17 protein-coding genes and 1 pseudogene are annotated in these 16779 nt (G+C 58.5%); 9 read left to right on the top strand and 9 right to left on the bottom strand.

The genetic code is table 11. The annotated features are described in order from the left end of the window. Positions 1 to 85: 85 nt before the first annotated feature. Positions 86 to 892 carry a TatD family hydrolase gene (locus tag QYQ93_RS09305; RefSeq protein WP_046071573.1) on the bottom strand — a complete coding sequence of 269 codons (807 nt, stop codon included), beginning with the start codon at positions 890 to 892 and terminating at the stop codon, positions 86 to 88. A gap of 236 nt (positions 893 to 1128) precedes the next feature. On the opposite strand from QYQ93_RS09305, the gene QYQ93_RS09310 reads away from it, so the two are divergent. The 3 genes from QYQ93_RS09310 (at position 1129) to QYQ93_RS09320 (ending at position 3657) form a co-directional block, all read left to right on the top strand. Beyond that, positions 1129 to 2550, top strand: coding sequence for a transglycosylase SLT domain-containing protein (locus QYQ93_RS09310; protein ID WP_043050787.1), 1422 nt, complete (start codon positions 1129 to 1131; stop codon positions 2548 to 2550). A 104-nt stretch (positions 2551 to 2654) separates the two neighbouring features. Beyond that, positions 2655 to 3089, top strand: a complete 435-nt coding sequence (locus QYQ93_RS09315; protein WP_043050788.1) for a DoxX family protein — start codon at positions 2655 to 2657, stop codon at positions 3087 to 3089. 259 nt (positions 3090 to 3348) lie between these two features. Beyond that, a complete protein-coding gene (locus QYQ93_RS09320; protein ID WP_043050789.1) occupies positions 3349 to 3657 on the top strand; it encodes a hypothetical protein in 309 nt (102 codons plus the stop codon). Positions 3658 to 3661: 4 nt separating this feature from the next. Here the strand turns inward: QYQ93_RS09320 and QYQ93_RS09325 are convergent, their stop codons facing one another. From QYQ93_RS09325 to QYQ93_RS09335, 3 genes are read right to left on the bottom strand one after another with little or no spacing between them, the layout of a single operon-like run. Continuing rightward, positions 3662 to 5401 (bottom strand): Gldg family protein, encoded by a 1740-nt coding sequence (locus tag QYQ93_RS09325; RefSeq protein WP_338476785.1) that lies wholly within the window; start codon positions 5399 to 5401, stop codon positions 3662 to 3664. A gap of 15 nt (positions 5402 to 5416) precedes the next feature. Next, positions 5417 to 6142: an ABC transporter permease gene (locus tag QYQ93_RS09330; protein ID WP_043050791.1), complete on the bottom strand. Its 726-nt coding sequence runs from the start codon at positions 6140 to 6142 to the stop codon at positions 5417 to 5419. Next, a complete protein-coding gene (locus tag QYQ93_RS09335; RefSeq protein ID WP_043050792.1) occupies positions 6139 to 7065 on the bottom strand; it encodes an ABC transporter ATP-binding protein in 927 nt (308 codons plus the stop codon). Before QYQ93_RS09335 ends, QYQ93_RS09330 begins: the two co-directional genes overlap by 4 nt. A gap of 242 nt (positions 7066 to 7307) precedes the next feature. Here QYQ93_RS09335 and QYQ93_RS09340 point away from each other — a divergent pair, with 242 nt between their 5' ends. Next, positions 7308 to 8372 carry a hypothetical protein gene (locus QYQ93_RS09340; RefSeq protein ID WP_043050815.1) on the top strand — a complete coding sequence of 355 codons (1065 nt, stop codon included), beginning with the start codon at positions 7308 to 7310 and terminating at the stop codon, positions 8370 to 8372. A 125-nt stretch (positions 8373 to 8497) separates the two neighbouring features. Further along, positions 8498 to 8977 carry a transcription elongation factor GreB gene (greB, locus tag QYQ93_RS09345; RefSeq protein ID WP_043050793.1) on the top strand — a complete coding sequence of 160 codons (480 nt, stop codon included), beginning with the start codon at positions 8498 to 8500 and terminating at the stop codon, positions 8975 to 8977. A 37-nt stretch (positions 8978 to 9014) separates the two neighbouring features. On the opposite strand, the gene QYQ93_RS09350 is transcribed toward greB, so the two are convergent. Beyond that, entirely contained in the window at positions 9015 to 11525 is a 2511-nt protein-coding gene (locus QYQ93_RS09350; protein ID WP_338476786.1) for an ABC transporter permease, read from the bottom strand. Then, positions 11525 to 12208, bottom strand: coding sequence for an ABC transporter ATP-binding protein (locus tag QYQ93_RS09355; protein WP_005786391.1), 684 nt, complete (start codon positions 12206 to 12208; stop codon positions 11525 to 11527). Before QYQ93_RS09355 ends, QYQ93_RS09350 begins: the two co-directional genes overlap by 1 nt. A 10-nt stretch (positions 12209 to 12218) precedes the next feature. Between QYQ93_RS09355 and QYQ93_RS09360 the strand changes: the two genes are divergently transcribed. The 3 genes from QYQ93_RS09360 to QYQ93_RS09370 all read left to right on the top strand — a co-directional run bounded on the left by QYQ93_RS09360 (position 12219) and on the right by QYQ93_RS09370 (position 14221). Further along, positions 12219 to 12824: an arylesterase gene (locus QYQ93_RS09360; protein ID WP_043050795.1), complete on the top strand. Its 606-nt coding sequence runs from the start codon at positions 12219 to 12221 to the stop codon at positions 12822 to 12824. 58 nt (positions 12825 to 12882) lie between these two features. Next, positions 12883 to 13176 carry a hypothetical protein gene (locus QYQ93_RS09365; protein WP_043050796.1) on the top strand — a complete coding sequence of 98 codons (294 nt, stop codon included), beginning with the start codon at positions 12883 to 12885 and terminating at the stop codon, positions 13174 to 13176. A 79-nt stretch (positions 13177 to 13255) separates the two neighbouring features. Then, positions 13256 to 14221 (top strand): L,D-transpeptidase family protein, encoded by a 966-nt coding sequence (locus tag QYQ93_RS09370; protein WP_338476787.1) that lies wholly within the window; start codon positions 13256 to 13258, stop codon positions 14219 to 14221. On the opposite strand, the pseudogene QYQ93_RS09375 reads toward QYQ93_RS09370, so the two are convergent. Both QYQ93_RS09375 and oprI read right to left on the bottom strand, forming a co-directional pair. Further along, positions 14217 to 14342 (bottom strand): annotated as a pseudogene (locus QYQ93_RS09375) (outer membrane lipoprotein carrier protein LolA); the annotation flags it as partial. The gene QYQ93_RS09370 and the pseudogene QYQ93_RS09375 overlap by 5 nt on opposite strands. 51 nt (positions 14343 to 14393) lie before the next feature. Then, positions 14394 to 14645 carry an outer membrane lipoprotei OprI gene (gene oprI, locus QYQ93_RS09380; RefSeq protein ID WP_003172710.1) on the bottom strand — a complete coding sequence of 84 codons (252 nt, stop codon included), beginning with the start codon at positions 14643 to 14645 and terminating at the stop codon, positions 14394 to 14396. Positions 14646 to 15257: 612 nt separating this feature from the next. On the opposite strand from oprI, the gene QYQ93_RS09385 reads away from it, so the two are divergent. After that, positions 15258 to 15539, top strand: a complete 282-nt coding sequence (locus QYQ93_RS09385; RefSeq protein WP_003189869.1) for a GNAT family N-acetyltransferase — start codon at positions 15258 to 15260, stop codon at positions 15537 to 15539. Between the two features lie 75 nt (positions 15540 to 15614). On the opposite strand, the gene QYQ93_RS09390 is transcribed toward QYQ93_RS09385, so the two are convergent. Continuing rightward, entirely contained in the window at positions 15615 to 16691 is a 1077-nt protein-coding gene (locus QYQ93_RS09390; RefSeq protein ID WP_005786414.1) for a 3-deoxy-7-phosphoheptulonate synthase, read from the bottom strand. Between the last annotated feature and the right edge of the window lie 88 nt (positions 16692 to 16779).

The following is a 16779-nucleotide window of genomic DNA, read 5'->3' on the forward strand; positions in this document are numbered from 1 at the left end:
TCTGATAGCGGAAACAGCATTGGCAAGGTGCCATTATTGTGCCGCTACCCAGGAGATGAGTTTTGACGTGGGTCAATGGGCCGCATCACTCCACGGCAGGCAAGTCGAAAAAGGCACGGGCGCAAGCGGTGCTATGGGCTGCCAGATCTTGCATGGTTTCGTTGCGGTGCAGGGCAACCTCGCGCAATACCTCAGGCAAGTACGCCGGTTCATTGCGGCCATTCTTTGGTTTGGGGCGCAGAGTGCGTGGCAGCAGGTACGGGGCGTCGCTTTCCAACATCAGACGGCCGCGGGGAATTTCCCTGACCAGTGGATGCAGGTGCGTCCCACGGCGCTCATCGCAGATCCAGCCGGTAATGCCAATATGCAGGTCGAGGTCCAGGTAACTGAACAGCGCCGCTTGTTCGCCGGTGAAGCAATGCACCACTGCGGCGGGCAGGTGGTCGCGGTAATCCTTGAGGATCTCCAGCAGGCGTTGGTTGGCGTCGCGTTCGTGGAGAAATACCGGCAGTTTCAGCTCGCTGGCCAGGGCCAGGTGTTCTTCGAGGACTTTTTCCTGCTGTGGGCGAGGGGAGAAGTCCCGGTTGAAATCCAGCCCGCATTCACCCACGGCGCGCACCCGGCTTTCCCCTAGCAAGCCACGCAAGCGTTGGGCGCTGTCGCCATTCCAGTCACTGGCGGAGTGAGGGTGGATACCGGCAGTACTGAACAGGCGCTGGCCGCTTTCATCGAGCTTTACACACAGCTCCAGCGCCTGTTCGCTGCCCTCGATGCTGGTGCCGGTGAGCACCAGTTGCTGCACGTCGGCGGCGTAGGCGCGCTCGAGAACGGCCTGGTGCCTCTCGTCGAAACTGGGGTTGGTCAGGTTGACGCCAATATCAATGAGTTGCATGGTGCTATCTCCGCCTGCGGCCGGAAAGCATATCAGAGCTGTAGATTTATAAGAAAAACCAAGAACTACAACGCGTTATCGCTGTCTTTGAACGTCGCAAGCGACATTGTGGTCGGGCTGTTGCCCGTCACTGTGCCGCCGTTGTGCGCTTTGCCAGCGCTTGAAGCGCTCTGTTTCTGACCTCCAGCCCTTCGTTATTCGCGATGGCGCTGGCCAGTATTCTTTCCGGAGAGCGGATGATCCGACCCTCGGCATTGCTTGTGTTGTGCATGACGTTGCTGCTGCCCATGGCAGCGGTCGCGCGTCTGGACGGGCCGCTGGAAGTGACCAAACCCGGCAAGGTGCGTGACCTGGCGCAAATTCGTTCCAGTCGCACCCTGCGTGTGTTGGTCAATCAGAGCCGCAACAGTTCCGGTGAAGTGCAGGGCCAGGCCATCGGTGTCGAATACCATCGTTTGCGCGCCTTCGAGCAATACCTCAACGGCCATGCCCGCGATGGGCAGGAAATCAACCTCAAGATCATCCCCAAGGCCAAGGACCAATTGCTCGGCGCGTTGGCCCGTGGCGAGGGCGACTTGGTGGCGCCCGGTGAGTTGCTGGATGCGAAGGCCGTACACAAGATCAGTACCAGCGCGCCGATTGCCAGTGGCGTGCCGCTGTGGCTGGTTGGCGTCAAGGGCGAACGACGTTTTACCAAGTTGGAGCAATTGTCTGGGCGGACGTTGACGCTGACTACCGGTAGCGCGGCGGCGGACGCCGTCAGCCAGGTCAATCAGAAACTGGCCCTGCACAAACGCCCGCCAGTGAAAATCGAATGGGTCGACCCGAGCCTGGCAGTGGAGGACGTCCTGGAGATGGTCCAGGCCGGGATCTTTCACCTGACTATCGTTGAAAAGCCGATTGCCGAGCGCTGGTCGAAAATCCTGCCCAAGTTGCGCTTTGACAAGCAGGTCGTGATCAGCGAACCCGGCGACGAGTTCTGGTTCGTGCGCCAGGACGCGTCGATGCTGCGCGCCAGCATCGATCGATTTCTTAAGACCTATCGGACGCCTGCCGACCAGGACGTGGCGTTCCAGCGTATCTATCGACGCCTCTATCAGGTGCGCAATCCGCTGGCGCGCGCCGACCGTCAACGCCTGGAAAAACTGCGCCCGGTCCTGCAAAAACATGCGCGTGAGCAAGGCATGGACTGGTTGAACCTGGCGGCACTGGCGTACAAGGAATCGTCCCTGGACCCGGGCGCTCGCAACAGTGGTGGCCCGACCGGCCTGATGCAGATCACACCTTCGGCGGCGCAGCGGGTAGGGGTGAACAATATCGAGAGTCTCGACAGCAACGTGCAAGCCGGCGCGCGTTACCTGGCGATGATCCGTCGCAAGTTTTTCTCCAGCCCCAAACTCAACGAGCGCGAGCGTATGGCCTTTGTGCTGGCGGCGTACAACATGGGGCCGGAGCGCGTACAGGGCATGCGCACCGAGGCCAGGCGACGCGGGCTCAACCCCAATCAGTGGTTCTTCCAGGTTGAACGCATTGCCATGGAGCAGGTAGGAATGGGCGGCGTCAGCTATGTTAATAGCGTCAATAAATATTACTTGGCATTTGATCGGGAACGAGAGTCTCTTGAACCGCCGACGCCGAAAATTGCATCGCGCAAATGATCGAATTTATTGATATTGATTAGGCAATTCTTCGGCTTTTAACATTGCTTAAACTGATTAATATAGCGGCCAACCAAACCCCTACCTGGAAAAGGATTTATTATATGAGCCCTATGATTACCCGTGTTCTGTCCACCCGCGCCGGTTACGGCCTGACTATTCTGCGCATTTTCGTCGGCATCATTTTTGCCGCCCACGGTTCGCAAAAGCTGTTCGGCTGGTTTGGCGGCGGTGGCCTGGCCGGCACTGCACAGTGGATGGAAAGCATCGGTCTGGCGCCGGGCACCCTGATGGCGGTGTTGTCGGGCGGTACAGAGTTTTTCGCCGGGCTGGCGTTGATCATTGGCTTGCTTGCGCGACCAGCGGCATTGGGCCTGACCTTCCTGACTTTGGTGGCGATCTTTTCGGTGCACATCCATAACGGTCTGTTCATGGCTAACAACGGTTATGAGTTCGCACTGGCCCTGCTCGGCGGCTCGCTGGCGGTGTTGCTGGAAGGCGCCGGTAAACTCTCGGTCGACCGTGCGATCGCAAACTGATCGCTTCACAAGCTACGGAAAAGGCCCGCATGTGCGGGCCTTTTCGTTGCGCAGGATTCTTGACACTGCCCCACCGGCTTCTCTAGGATGCTGCTCATGCGCCGATTTAAACAGCTAATTGCGGGGCGCCACTGGGATTCAATGCATCCCGACAGAAGTATGACCCTTCACACAGGGAGCACTTCGAAATACCGCTAAAGCGCTGGTTCGGTGTTGCCTCTCACCTGCCCGCAGACTTTTGAGGCAGAGACACGACACGATGAATGCACTACGCCCTCTCATACGCCTGGCTCCGATCACCGCGGACTTGACCCAGCGCAACCCGAAAATACTCCTGGGTGGCAAACACCAACCTACGCTGCTGCGTTACCTGGACGGCTGGCCACGTCGCAGCGGCCGGCCTTCGGCATTCCTGATTCAGTTTGTCGAGGACGGCGAGTCCCTGGCTCGATTTGCCAATAATAGCTTCGACCTAGCGGTTATCCAGGCGCCGAGTGCCGGCGAAGCCGCTGAGGTGATCTGTCAATTGACGCGCATTGCCCGGCAAGGGCTGATTGCTCGTCGCTGAGGGCTCAACAGGCGACTGTTATTGCGATTCTTCGACGTCGTTGCTGGTAGAGAAAAAGCCCCCAGGCAATCAGGCACAGCAAGAGTGGCATCGGGACGACCATCAACCATTCCAATTTCTGTTCGAAGCGATTTAGCGATGCATAGGCCTGGAGCTTCAGTGCATGCAATTCCATGGGCAGACGTAGGCGTTCTTTGTTGAGGGCCTGCAACTGGATATTGGTGTGCACCGCGTGGGTGCCGAGACTTGTCGAGGGTGGGTTCAACCGTTGCCAAGCCTGTTCAGTGTGCTCAAGTCGTCGCTCCAACTCGGCTGCGCCTTGCCGGTAAGCCTGGGCGGCTGCCTCGCGCATGGGTTCCAGCCGGTGCAGGGGTTGCGTCATCGCGCGGGGTTGAATACGCCGAAGCGCCTCGGGCGCCGCCAGGTTATCCAGTGTGTTCAATACAAACAGCGCGTTGCTATTGGGGTGGGCATTGCTGACAGCGTCCGAAAGCAAGTCGGTGTCGGCTACGACCACTACCTGGACCTGTTCCGCCTTTTGACGGCCGGGGGGCTGCCCCTTGAGGCCGTCGGGAAATACCGAATAGACGGGCCCTTCAAGGCGAGCGGCGATCACATGGCGCTGCCCCGACGTGGAGGCTTCCTCAACGAAGGCGTCGAACGCCGTCGACGATGCAAACCGCTCCGCGTCCAATAATGAGGACTGTGGTGAGCTTTGTAGTAGCGGGGTGAAGAAGGTATGGCTCTTTGCAGCACGGGAGAGTGCACCGCTGCTCGACACAGTTACCGAGTTCAATTTCCAGGTGCTGACATCGTCCGCGGCCATTGCCTGACGCGGAAGTTGGAGCCTCGCCGGGTGCAGTACCGTGGGCATTCCAGGGCCAGGCTTGGCCGACGAAGCATACAGGTTGTCCACCAGAAGCTTGTCTGCGGGCATCTGTATTCCCCAAGCGTTGAACAGTGCATTTAACCGGGCATTTGTCGACCCGGCGCTGCCCCCGATCTCGCTCACGGGGTCGATAAAGACCATCAGTTTGGTGCCCCTCAATACAGATTGTTCGATCGCATATAGGGCACTCTCCGGTAAGGCATACGGCTGTACCACCATCAATGTGGCTATAGACGCCGGCACTTGAGCGAGCGTCGGGGCCAGCTCTACAAGATTGAAGTGCCTGCGCATTTGCTCCAATAGGTTCCCGGCAGGTGCAGCCAGAGGCAGCCCCGACAGCAGGCCGACTGTGGGGCGTTCGGGGTACATTAACTTATAAATCAGATGGCTGATTTCATACTCGAGCAACGCCTCATTGTCGGGGCGGAACGCTTCAATGCGTTGTGTGCCCTGGCCGGAACGCGTGCCGATCAGACCCATGAACCCGAGGGTGTCGTCAAGGCCAAACAAGCTGGCTTTATAGGCGTCTTCGGAGAACGGGAAGGGGTTAATGACATGTAGGTTGATCTTGTCCTTGGCCGCTTTTTCGAACTCCTTGAGCAAGTCCTCCACGCGCTGGCCGTATCGTTTCAATGCATGACTTTTTTGAGGGATCTTCGAATTGAAATAATATAGATCCACCGGGCTTTCAAGGGTTCTGAGTAGTTGCCTTGTTGCGGGTGATAACGTATGGATTTTTTGTTGTGAAAAGTCCCAGCGACTATCGGGTAACTTGGGTAGCCAGACCAGATTGAAGGCCAGGAAAAGTAACAGTGTGACGATTAATGTCATGCCAGCACGGAGAGCGGAACGCATCAGTGGCTTTCCTTCTCAGCTGTGTTTGTAATTGAGTGTGATGGTCGTCGCAGAAAGAAAAGCGAGGATCACGCTTATAAAATACAGGCTGTCATGCAGTGTCAGTTTACCGTTGTCCATCATGCTGAAGCGGAAAATAGGATCAAGGGATATCAAACTGTCGACGACCCAGAGCGGGGCCTGATGTTCAAGTGCGTCCAATATTGAGGAAAGACCACTGACGGTCGACAGCAAACCTAGCGTCAATAGGAGAATGACAAGACGTTGGTGTGCCAGTGCACACACGAAGCAGCCGACGGAAAGATAACTGCCTGCCAATAACCAACTGGCCACAAATTGTGAGGTGATCACTAGGTTGTCGGCCATGCCCAGGTAGTTGACGGCGATCACCAATGGGAAATTCAATAGTAAGGCGATGCCGCACACGACCCACGCGGCCATGAACTTTCCGATCACCCGTTCCACCGTGGTGACGGGTAGGGTGTTCATGGTGTCGGCAAAACTGGTGTCGCGTTCATCTGCCCATAGTTGCGTCGACAAGATGGGTATCAACAGTAGATAGAGCCACGGGTGCAACTCGAAGAACGCCTGCAAGTCGCTACTGTTACGCTCCATCCAATGGTTGGCATGCAATCCCAATGCGGCACACAGCACCAGGAAAACCGCCACGCTCAGGTAGGTACTGGGTGAGGAGGCAAAGCTGGCGAGTTGGCGTTTGAATACGATGGGCAGCAGTCTCAAGATGAAGCCTCCTGGCTCAGATGATGAACGACATCGTCTAGCCGACCTGGCTCCAGATTCAGTGATGTTATGTTCCAGCCGCGGTGAGCGATGAGCGCGTTGATCGAGGGGAAAATAGAGTGCCCAGGCATGGCCAGGACGGTCACCGTGCCCGGTGCGTCCCGGTCCTCTTCTATTCCCGCAACGCCAGGTATTACCGCCATGGCCAGCAGGTCGAGCGGCGCATCTGTGGCCAGGGTTACGGCCCGGAAATGCCGGGAGCTACGTTGCAATTCCGATAGCGATGCGTCAGCCATCAGCCTGCCATTGGCAATGACCAGTGCTCGGGTGCAGATGTCTGCGAGCTCGCCATAATGGCGAGAGGCAATGATGACCGTCATGTCTTCGGTCAGCGACTGGATCAGTCCCCTGAACTTGAGTCGTTGAGCTGGACATAGTCCCTCCGTGGGCTCGTCGAGCAGAAGCACGCTGGGGGAGTGCAGGATGGCCTGGGCGATCGCAACTCTGCGCTTGGCGCCAAGGGACAGTAGGTCGACGGGACAATTGAGCACAGGTAACAGCTCCAGTCGCGCGGCTGCCATGCCCACCTGGCTGCATTTCTCGGTCCCCCTGAAACCTCGAATGGCAGCAATGAAATTGAGCAGGTTCTTGACGGTCATCTGAGGGTGGCTCAGGCCGCCCTGAGGTTGGTAGCCGATCACTTTTCTTGCTTGAAGTGAGTGGGTCTGGGTATTGAAACCTTGGATATTGATTTGCCCGGAGGTCGGTTTGATTACACCGGCGATCAAACTCAAGAGTGTTGTCTTGCCCGCGCCGCTCTCGCCAAATACGCCCACACATTCCTGAACCTGGGCGCTGAATGAGAAGTTTGTGATTATTTGTTTTCTGCCCAGGTGTCTTGTCAGGTTGCTTATCTCGATCATCTGTTTACCGAATAAGTTTGGCAGGGCGTGTGAGGGGGCGCCGGCGGTGTGTAAGTGAGCTTTAAAAAGGGTACGTTCAATGGCGGTGCTTGGGAACGCGATAGAGTATTAATAAGAAGAATCCTACGTTCGCCCCGTTCATGCACTGAAACAATTGTTTTCGTGATGAAGACTTATTAATGCTCGGATGTTTATCTGATGTTTATATAAAGTTTTCTTTTTTGTAATGAGGCCTGATGACCATGATGCTTCTACGTACCCTTGTTCTTGAACGTAATGATGAAGACAAGCCTGTTAACGGTGCGCTGCTGTGTGCGTTTGCTGTCGCTCAAACAGAATCAAACTTTCTTGTGTATAGCCTGGATGAAGAGGCCGAGCCTGGTCACTCCAGGGTCTATATTGCAGAGTTGCGTAAAAAGCTCGAACGCTATTTTCTGGGGGGAGTTGATTCCAAAGAAGACCTGCAGGCAGCGATGCAGGTCTTCAAGCAGATTCTGATACTGGCAGCAGCAACGGGCTCGAAGACCAGCCCGATTGCCGACCCCAAGGTTCCCTTTCATTTTATCGATCTGAAAGGCTGTCGATTACCACCTGCCAGGCCGGAAGATCATCACTCGGTGATTATCAAGAAGGCCTTGGTCATGAAGGTGATTACCTTGGGTATGTCGGCCCCGGCGCTGCCTGCGATCGAAAGCAATACAGTGATCGTGCCGTCGATTCGCTTTTCATCGCAAATGGTTGCCCCCCCGCGCAACCCGCGTTCGCCGAAGGCGGCACCGCAGCCTATGGATGAAGATCCCATTGAAGCGTCGGCCCAAGAGGAATTGGCCCAGGAGGAGTCGGCTCTAGAAGAGCCGGTCCAGTCATTGATCACCATGCCGGAGGTACAGGAGGAGATCAGCATATCGCCTGTCCCAGTGGAACAAAACGACACTCAGTTCGAGGCATACGAACCCCAGCCATCCAAGCCGCCTGCCCAACTGGAACATACCTCTTTGCTCGAGATGGACAGCGCTTTGAGCAATCTGGCCAAGGTCGCCCAGGAGTTGACGCAAAAAAAATGTGCAGTCCTGGAAAAGGAAGCGATGCTCGAACAGTGGCAGGCACGTCTTCAGCAGCATCAAAGCCAATTGGACGAAAAGAGTCGTGAGTTGGAGCTGCGCCATACACAGTTGCAGGACCAAGGGCTTGAGGTCAGCAAGAAGGCCGAAAAACTGGCGATGATGATGTTGCAGCTTTCAGGCATGCGTCAGCGGATGCAAGGTACGCTGCTTGAGCTGGACCAGGTTCTGGAGGGGCAGGGGTGAGCCAATGAACCGGTCGGCCTGGATACTTTCCAGGGTTCATTTATCATCACGCCCAGCCAGCCGGCGCCAGGTCATGATGTCCTGGCGTGTCGGCACCAGTGGACACTGTTTGGGGATGCAAGCGTTTGAGTACCAAGCTGATTACCAAAGAAGGTCATGAAGCGCTTAAAAAAGAGTTGGATTACCTATGGCGTGAAAAGCGTCCGGACACCACTCGCAAAGTGACGTGGGCGGCTTCCCTGGGAGATCGCAGCGAAAACGCGGATTACCAGTACAACAAGAAACTGCTGCGTGAGATCGACCGACGGGTGCGCTACCTGCGTAAACGCCTGGAAGATATGCGTGTGGTGGAGTACATGCCCGAGCAGGAGGGCAAGGTATTTTTCGGTGCCTGGGTCGAAATCGAAAACGATCAGGGTGAGACCAAGCGCTTTCGCATCGTCGGTTATGACGAAATTTACGAGAGGATGGATTACATCTCCATTGACTCACCCATGGCACGGGCCCTGTTGCGCAAGGAAGTCGACGACGAGGCAATCGTACAGACGCCCGGCGGCGAGGTGTGTTGGTGGATCACCAAGATCGAATACGTGAAGCCGGCCTGAAGGCTCGCACTCCGGGCAGAGCACGAGCCTTCAGGCTTCAACCTTCGCGCAACACCGTCAACGGGCTGGCATTCAGGGCCCGACGTGTCCCGAATACCCCGGCAGCGCCAATCAGCACTGCACCGATCACGGGTAGCAGTAACAACCACGGGTGGGGGTGCCACGCCAGATCAAAGGCGTAGCGGTACAGCACCCAGGTCACCAGTTCCGTCCCCAGTGCTGCCAGCAGGCCGCTGACGGCGCCCAGCAGGCCGAATTCAATACGCCGGGCCTTGACCAGCAACTTACGCTCGGCACCCAGTGCTCGTAGCAGTGCGCCTTGGCGGATGCGTTCATCCAGAGTGGCCTGCAGGCCGGAGAACAACACCGCCATGCCTGCCGCCAGCACGAACAGCAGCACGTATTCCACTGCCAGGGTCACTTGGGCCAGGATGCTGCGCAACTGTTCCAGCAGGGCCTCTACCTGCAGGATGGTCACGGCTGGGAAAGCCCGTGACAGATCGACGATCTGTTGGTCATGACCGGGAGCCAGGTAGAAGCTGGTCAGGTAGGTCGCGGGTAAATCCTTCAAGGTGCCCGGTTGGAAGATCATGAAGAAATTGGGCTGGAAGTTATCCCAGTTGATGGTCCGCAGGCTGGTGACCCGCGCTTCGCGATTTTCCCCGCCGATGGTGAACAACAGATGGTCGTTGAGCTTGAGTTTCAGGCTCTCGGCGACCTTGGCTTCCACCGACACGCCAGGGATGTCATCGCTTGGTTGAGCTGACCACCAGGCGCCTGCGGTCAGGGCATTGCCCGGTGGCAATTCGGCAGCCCAGGTCAGGCTCAGGTCGCGTTGAACGGCACGGTCGCCGCTGGAGTCCTCGCTGACAATTTCCTGCACGGGTTCGCCATTGATGCTGATCAACCGCCCCGGCACTACCGGATACAACGGCGCCGCTTGCGCCTGTACGTCCAGCAGGCGTTTGCCGAAGGCCTCCTTGTCGGCCGGCAGGATGTTCAATGCGAAGTAATTGGGTGCGTCCTTCGGCAACTGGTTTTGCCAGGTATCGAGCAACTCGCCCCGCAACAGCGCGATCAAGCCCATGGATAGCAGGATCAGGCCAAATGCCAGGGACTGGCCTGCCGCTGCCAATGGGTGGCGCAGCAATTGGCCCAGACCCAGGCGCCAAGGCAAGGAGGCGCGGGCCAATAACCGTCGCAGGCTTTTGAGCAGCAACAGCAGCAAGCCGCCCAGGATCAATGCCGCCACCACGCCGCCGCCCAGCAAGGCGAAGGTCAATACCAGATCCAGGCTCAGGCGCCACATGATCAGGCCCAGCGCAAACAGTGCCGCGCCGTAGACCATCCAGGTGCTCGAGGGAATCGGCAACAGATCGCGACGCAATACCCGCAGCGGCGGTACGCGACCCAGCGCGGCCAAGGGGGGCAGGGCGAAGCCGGCGAGAGCGACCAGCCCGGTGCCGATCCCCGCGACGGCTGGCAGCAACCCACCCGGTGGCACGTCGGCTGGCAGCAGGTCGTGCAGAAAATAGAACAGCCCAAATTGCGCCAGCCAGCCAAGCAGGGCGCCGACCAGGCTCGCCAGCAGGCCCAGTAGGCTCAGTTGCAGGCTGAACAGCAGCATGGCCTCGCGTCGAGATAAACCCAGGCATCGCAGCAATGCACTGGCATCAAAGCGTCGGCTGGCGAAGCGGTTGGCCGACAGCGCCACGGCCACACCGGCCAGCAGCACCGCCACCAGGCTGGCCATGTTCAGGTAGCGCTCGGCCTTGCCCAGGGCGCCGCCGATCTGCTGGTTGCCATCACGGGAGTCCTGCAGGCGCTGGTTGGCAGCGAGCCCCGGCTTGACCAGGTCGCGATAGGTTTGCAGTGCGGTGCTGTCTTGTGGGGCGCGCCACAGCTCGCGGTAGCTCACGCGGCTGCCCGGTTGGACCACTCCGGTGGCGTCCAGGTCCGCCAGGTTGATCATCACCCTGGGCGTGAGGCTGTAGAAGTTGCCGGCACGGTCAGGTTCATAGGTCAGGATGCGTGCCAGGCGCAGGGTCTTCATGCCGACATCGATGCTGTCGCCGACCTTGAGGTCCAGCGCCGTCAACAGCCTTGCCTCCACCCAGGCTTCGCCAGGCTTGGGGCCGCCGCCAGGGCTTTCAGTACCAAAGGGCTCGGCGCTGCTTTTCAGTTCCCCGCGCAAGGGGTACTGCTCGTCGACCGCCTTGATGCTGGAGAGCTGGATGCCGTTGTCCGTGGCGATAACGCTGGAGAACTCGACGATGCGGGCGTGATCCAGGCCCAGTTCGGTGCCGGACCTGATTTGCTCGGGGCGGGCCGGCGAGCTGCCTTCGAGCACCAGGTCGGCGCCGAGGAACTCGGTGGCGCGCAGCAGCATGGCACCGTTGAGGCGAGCGCCAAAGTAGCCGATGGCGGTGCTGGCAGCCACGGCTACCAGCAGGGCAAAGAACAACACGCGCAGTTCGCCTGCGCGGGCATCGCGCAGTAATTGGCGCATGGCAAGGCTGAACAGGCGCAACAGCGGCAAGCGTGCCATCAAGGCTCCAGGGGCGCGACCATCAGGCCGGCTTCAAGGCGGATCAGGCGTCGGCAACGGTGGGCCAGGCGCTCGTCATGGGTGACGAGTACCAGGGTCGTGCCGCTCTCTTTATTGAGTTCAAACAGCAGGTCGCTGATGCGCTCGCCGGTATGGCTGTCGAGGTTGCCGGTGGGTTCATCGGCAAACAGCACGTCCGGTTCGGCGGCAAACGCGCGGGCAATGGCGACCCGTTGCTGCTCGCCACCGGACAGCTGGCGTGGCGAGTGGGTCAGGCGCTGGCCCAGGCCCACGCGTTCCAGCAGGTGCCTGGCACGCTCGCGGGCGTCCTTGCGCCCGTCGAGTTCCAGCGGCAGCATCACGTTTTCCAGCGCGTTGAGGCTGTCAAGCAGCTGGAAAGATTGAAAAACGAAACCCACATGCTCGGCACGGATGCGCGCACGCTGGTCTTCGTCGAGCGTGCTCAGGGCTTGCCCGGCCAAAGTGACTTCGCCGCTGCTGGGCAGGTCGAGGCCGGCCAGCAGACCCAGCAGGGTGGATTTACCGGAACCGGAGCTGCCGACGATAGCCAGGCTATCGCCCTTGTTCAGTTCCAGGCTCAGTTCGTGCAGGATAGTCAGTTCACCTTCCGCGCTGGGAACCACTTTGCTAAGGTTCCGCGCGGTGAGAATGCTTGCGCCCATGGAGAATCCGATGCGAATGTGGTTTTTGAGTGCTGGCCTGGCCTTGATGTGCATGGCCCAGAACGCAGCGGCGGGTACAGTCCTGATCGTTGGCGATAGTATCAGTGCCGGTTTCGGCCTGGATACCCGCAAAGGGTGGGTCGCACTGCTGGAGCAACGCCTCAAGCAGGAGGGTTTCGACGATAAGGTCGTCAATGCGTCCATCAGCGGCGACACCAGCGCAGGCGGCCTGGCGCGGCTGCCGGCGGCGCTTGCAGAGCATAAGCCTGAGGTGGTGGTTATCGAGCTTGGGGGGAACGACGGCTTGCGCGGGCAACCGCCAGCGCAATTGAAACAAAATCTTGCGTCGATGATTGACCAGTCCAAGGCCGGCGGCGCCAAGGTGCTGCTGCTGGGCATGCAATTGCCGCCCAATTACGGGCCGCGATACACCACTGCGTTTGCCGAAGTCTATGGTGCGCTGGCCAAGGAAAAAAACATTGCGCTGGTACCGTTTTTCCTCGAAGGCGTGGGTGGTCACCCGGAGCTGATGCAGGCTGATCAACTGCACCCGGCAGTCGCCGCCCAGGACAAGCTGCTGGAAAATGTCTGGCCGACGCTAAAACCGCTGCTATGACGCTTTTCTACCGGCAGGCTTTCGGCTAAGGTGGCGCCCCCCTGATCTGGAGCCCTCGATGTCGCGCCCTGCCTGGTCCCTGTTTAACTACCAACTGATCGAGCCGGACGAGCAGCTGGATCTGTTCGCCTGCCAGGAAGTGCGGGTGCATCTGGTGGCGCGTCAATTGGAGTTGGGCGGTTCGATCGATCGCACGCTTTGCGGCACTTTACTGCCGGCGCAACCACGCTGGTCCTCGGTGACTCGCTCGATTTTCCAGGACCAGCGCTTGTGCCCCTTGTGCCGGGCGATCCTCGAATCGCAAAAGCGTGGTACGCCGCCGATCTGGCCGGAGCTGCGTTTCGAGCTATAAAAACAGCTTGAAGCTTGCTGCCGCGAAGCCGTATACAATCATTTTTTACCTACCCGTCGTCTTGCGAAGGATTTTCCGGATGTTGTCGCGCCTTTCCGTCGTCACCTGCTGCCTGTCTCTCGCTGCGCTCTGTGCGGCCGGTTCGGCGGCAGCCTTGCAGTTGCCTTTGCCGCCTCCGGGCGAGGACATTGTCGGCCAGGTCCAGGTGATCAAGGCCAAGTACGAAGACACCTTCGCCGACCTGGGCACCACCTATGACCTGGGCTATTCGGAAATGGTCGCGGCCAACCCGGGCGTCGATGCCTGGTTGCCGGGGGCGGGGACTGAGATTGTGCTACCGACACGCTTTATTCTGCCGCCCGGTCCACGGGAAGGCATCGTGATCAACCTGGCGGAATACCGACTCTACTACTATCCAAAGGGCCAGGACGTCGTCTACACTTTCCCGCTGGGCATTGGCCGGGAAGGCTGGGGCTCGCCGATTGCCCATACCAGTATCATCGCCAAGACGCCAAACCCGACCTGGACGCCACCGGCCTCGATCAAGGCCGAGCACGCGGCCAATGGTGACCCGTTGCCCAACGTGGTGCCTGCCGGCCCGGATAACCCGCTGGGGCCGTTCAAGTTCACCCTTGGCACGCCGGGTTATCTGATCCACGGCTCCAACATGAAGTTTGGTATCGGCACGCGCACCAGTCACGGTTGCTTCCGCATGTTCAATAACAATGTATTGGAGATGGCCGGCATGGTGCCGGTGGGCACGTCGGTGCGCATCATCAACGATGCCTACAAGTTCGGCAGCAGTGGCGGCAAGGTCTACCTTGAGGCCCATACACCGTTGAACGATGACGGCACCCCTTCCGTGGTCGATAAGCACACGGCGGTGATCAACGCTTTGCTCAAGCGTGAAGACCTGGCCAATAACCTGCGGGTGAACTGGGACCAGGTGCGTGACGTGGTTGCCGCCGAGGATGGTTTACCTACTGAGATTGGTGTGCCGGGCGCGGCGCCGGTGGCCTCCACCACGCCGGCCGACCTGCTGTAGGAGCGAGCTTGCTCGCGAAAAACCTGAGGGCGCCGCGGTAATTCAGCACGCCCGCGTCATCGTTGACCAACTTCGCGAGCAAGCTCGCTCCTACAGGTGGCGCGCGCCAAATCAAAGGCAATAAAAAGCCGATCCAAACATGGATCGGCTTGATAACAACCCCGAAGGATTATTACTTGCGGCTTGCTTTTTCAAGCATGCGCAGGGCGCGCTCGTTAGCTTCGTCAGCAGTCTGTTGTGCTTTTTGAGCAGCAGCCAGAGCTTCATCAGCTTTACGGTAGGCTTCGTCTGCACGAGCCTGGGAGCGAGCTGCTGCGTCTTCCGTTGCAGTCAGACGAGCTTCGGTTTCTTTGGAGACGCTGCTGCAACCGGTAGCCAGAACTGCGGCCAGAGCCAGAGCAGAGAATTTCAGAACGTTGTTCATCGTGTTCCCCTTCAAGGACTTTCAATTAGATGGCTACTGTCTCAGGGTGAGCTAATAGCCGGCGTACATACTACCCATTACTTGTAGTAAGTAAACTGACGTTGCGCAAGAAGCAAAAAAAATTCCTGTGCCGAATCTATTTTGGCTAATCTTTTGGACGCCTGTATAAAAACTGTCCAATTTTTTCTATCTCGACAGGCATTGGATCCATGCTGAAAGGGCCGGCCCGCATGTGTGAAGCCTTGTAAACAGATGAAATTTTATATAACGAAGCGGGCACTTCCGTTCTGTGTGGCTTTACTCCGGCTGGCATCTTTTACCCATCTAGAGGTGACTTTAAGAGCGGCAGTTCGTCTCAAGGTTCAACTGCCGGCAATGTTCAGGCTATCGATCACCGGTTGATCGAGGCCCTTTCTATAACCACCCAGAGCAGGGAATGATGAGTGCGCCTTGAGCAATTGCGGGTTTGGTGCCTACTATTCCCTACGTGCTGGTTGTGAGCGCTCACGGTTTTCTCGTTGTCGAAACCGGCACGGGGTGGCGTAGATGTTCCTTCGCCGGAAAAACATCGGTAAGGTAGGGGTCGCAATCTTAGACCCGCGAGGAGTAGTGATGAGCGAGGCGTTGTCCATCCACCATGACCAGGCTGGTCATCAGTTCGAGACCAATGTGGACGGTCATCGTGCCTATCTGACCTATATGGACCTCGGGAAGCAGACCCTGGATATCTATCGCACCTTCGTGCCCAACGCGCTGCGAGGGCGAGGCATTGCGGCCGCGTTGACCGAGGAAGCCCTGAAGTTTGCCGAAGAGGCCGGCTACACGGTGATCCCGTCGTGCTCCTATGTCGAACGCTATATGGAGCGTCACCAGCGCCATGCCGCGAAGCTGTAGCTGATCTGTTGCCAAAAAAACGCCGGGCTTAGCCCGGCGTTTTTGTGTATGCCTGATTCAGGAAAAGTGCGTGGTTCAGCTGCGTTTGCGCTTGGGCAGTACGTCTTTGAGCTTGGCGTGCATGCTGCGCAGGGTGGTTTCGGTGGCCGCCCAGTCGATGCAGGCATCGGTGATCGACACGCCGTACTGCAAGTCGGCCAGATCCTTTGGAATCGCCTGGCAACCCCAGTTCAAATGGCTCTCGACCATCAAGCCGATGATCGACTGGTTGCCTTCCAGGATCTGGTTGGCAACGTTTTCCATCACCAATGGTTGCAACGCCGGATCTTTGTTGGAGTTGGCGTGGCTGCAATCGACCATGATGTTCGGCTTGATCTTGGCCTTGTTCAACGCTTGCTCGCACAGGGCGACGCTGACCGAATCATAGTTGGGCTTGCCATTGCCGCCACGCAACACCACATGACCATAGGCATTACCTTTGGTGGTGACGATGGAGACGCCACCTTCCTGGTTGATGCCCAGGAAGCGGTGAGGGCTTGAGACCGATTGCAGGGCGTTGATCGCGACGGTCAGGCCGCCATCGGTGCCGTTCTTGAAGCCTACGGCCGAGGACAGGCCGGACGCCATTTCGCGGTGGGTCTGGGATTCGGTGGTGCGTGCGCCGATGGCCGACCAACTGATCAGGTCCTGCAGGTACTGCGGAGAAATCGGGTCCAGGGCTTCGGTTGCAGTGGGCAGGCCCATTTCGGCCAGGTCCAGCAGCAATTTACGACCGATATGCAAGCCATCCTGGATCTTGAACGAGTCATCCAGGTACGGGTCGTTGATCAAGCCTTTCCAGCCGACGGTGGTGCGCGGCTTCTCGAAGTAAACGCGCATCACCAGGTACAGGGTGTCGGACACCTCCGCCGCCAGCACCTTGAGGCGCTCGGCGTATTCGTGGGCGGCCTTGAGGTCGTGGATCGAGCAGGGCCCGATCACGACGAAGAGGCGGTGGTCGGTGCCGTCGAGAATGTCACGGATGACTTCGCGGCCCTTGGTGACGGTCTGCAGGGCAGCGTCGCTCAGGGGAATTTCGCGCTTGAGCTGATCGGGTGTGATCAGGGTCTCGTTGGATTCGACGTTAAGGTCATTGATCGGTAAATCAGCCATCGTGTTACTCGCCAGGGTCACGGGTGCCGGCCGCCAGCCATCCCCGTGCGGCGGGCACAGCATGATTTGAATGCAGGGGGGAGGAACC

The sequence above is a fragment of the Pseudomonas khavaziana genome (genome assembly GCF_036704165.1).
GTDB lineage: Bacteria > Pseudomonadota > Gammaproteobacteria > Pseudomonadales > Pseudomonadaceae > Aquipseudomonas > Aquipseudomonas khavaziana.

What these genes read in the sequence shown, in the direction of transcription:
- QYQ93_RS09335 (WP_043050792.1), bottom strand. Translation starts at nt 7,065, where the DNA reads ATGATCGAGATAAGCAACCTGACAAGACACCTGGGCAGAAAACAAATA.
- QYQ93_RS09360 (WP_043050795.1), top strand. Translation starts at nt 12,219, where the DNA reads ATGCGAATGTGGTTTTTGAGTGCTGGCCTGGCCTTGATGTGCATGGCC.
- QYQ93_RS09370 (WP_338476787.1), top strand. Translation starts at nt 13,256, where the DNA reads ATGTTGTCGCGCCTTTCCGTCGTCACCTGCTGCCTGTCTCTCGCTGCG.
- QYQ93_RS09320 (WP_043050789.1), top strand. Translation starts at nt 3,349, where the DNA reads ATGAATGCACTACGCCCTCTCATACGCCTGGCTCCGATCACCGCGGAC.
- QYQ93_RS09350 (WP_338476786.1), bottom strand. Translation starts at nt 11,525, where the DNA reads ATGGCACGCTTGCCGCTGTTGCGCCTGTTCAGCCTTGCCATGCGCCAA.
- QYQ93_RS09315 (WP_043050788.1), top strand. Translation starts at nt 2,655, where the DNA reads ATGAGCCCTATGATTACCCGTGTTCTGTCCACCCGCGCCGGTTACGGC.
- oprI (WP_003172710.1), bottom strand. Translation starts at nt 14,645, where the DNA reads ATGAACAACGTTCTGAAATTCTCTGCTCTGGCTCTGGCCGCAGTTCTG.
- QYQ93_RS09310 (WP_043050787.1), top strand. Translation starts at nt 1,129, where the DNA reads ATGATCCGACCCTCGGCATTGCTTGTGTTGTGCATGACGTTGCTGCTG.
- QYQ93_RS09385 (WP_003189869.1), top strand. Translation starts at nt 15,258, where the DNA reads ATGAGCGAGGCGTTGTCCATCCACCATGACCAGGCTGGTCATCAGTTC.
- QYQ93_RS09355 (WP_005786391.1), bottom strand. Translation starts at nt 12,208, where the DNA reads ATGGGCGCAAGCATTCTCACCGCGCGGAACCTTAGCAAAGTGGTTCCC.
- QYQ93_RS09340 (WP_043050815.1), top strand. Translation starts at nt 7,308, where the DNA reads ATGATGCTTCTACGTACCCTTGTTCTTGAACGTAATGATGAAGACAAG.
- QYQ93_RS09305 (WP_046071573.1), bottom strand. Translation starts at nt 892, where the DNA reads ATGCAACTCATTGATATTGGCGTCAACCTGACCAACCCCAGTTTCGAC.
- QYQ93_RS09365 (WP_043050796.1), top strand. Translation starts at nt 12,883, where the DNA reads ATGTCGCGCCCTGCCTGGTCCCTGTTTAACTACCAACTGATCGAGCCG.
- QYQ93_RS09325 (WP_338476785.1), bottom strand. Translation starts at nt 5,401, where the DNA reads ATGCGTTCCGCTCTCCGTGCTGGCATGACATTAATCGTCACACTGTTA.
- QYQ93_RS09390 (WP_005786414.1), bottom strand. Translation starts at nt 16,691, where the DNA reads ATGGCTGATTTACCGATCAATGACCTTAACGTCGAATCCAACGAGACC.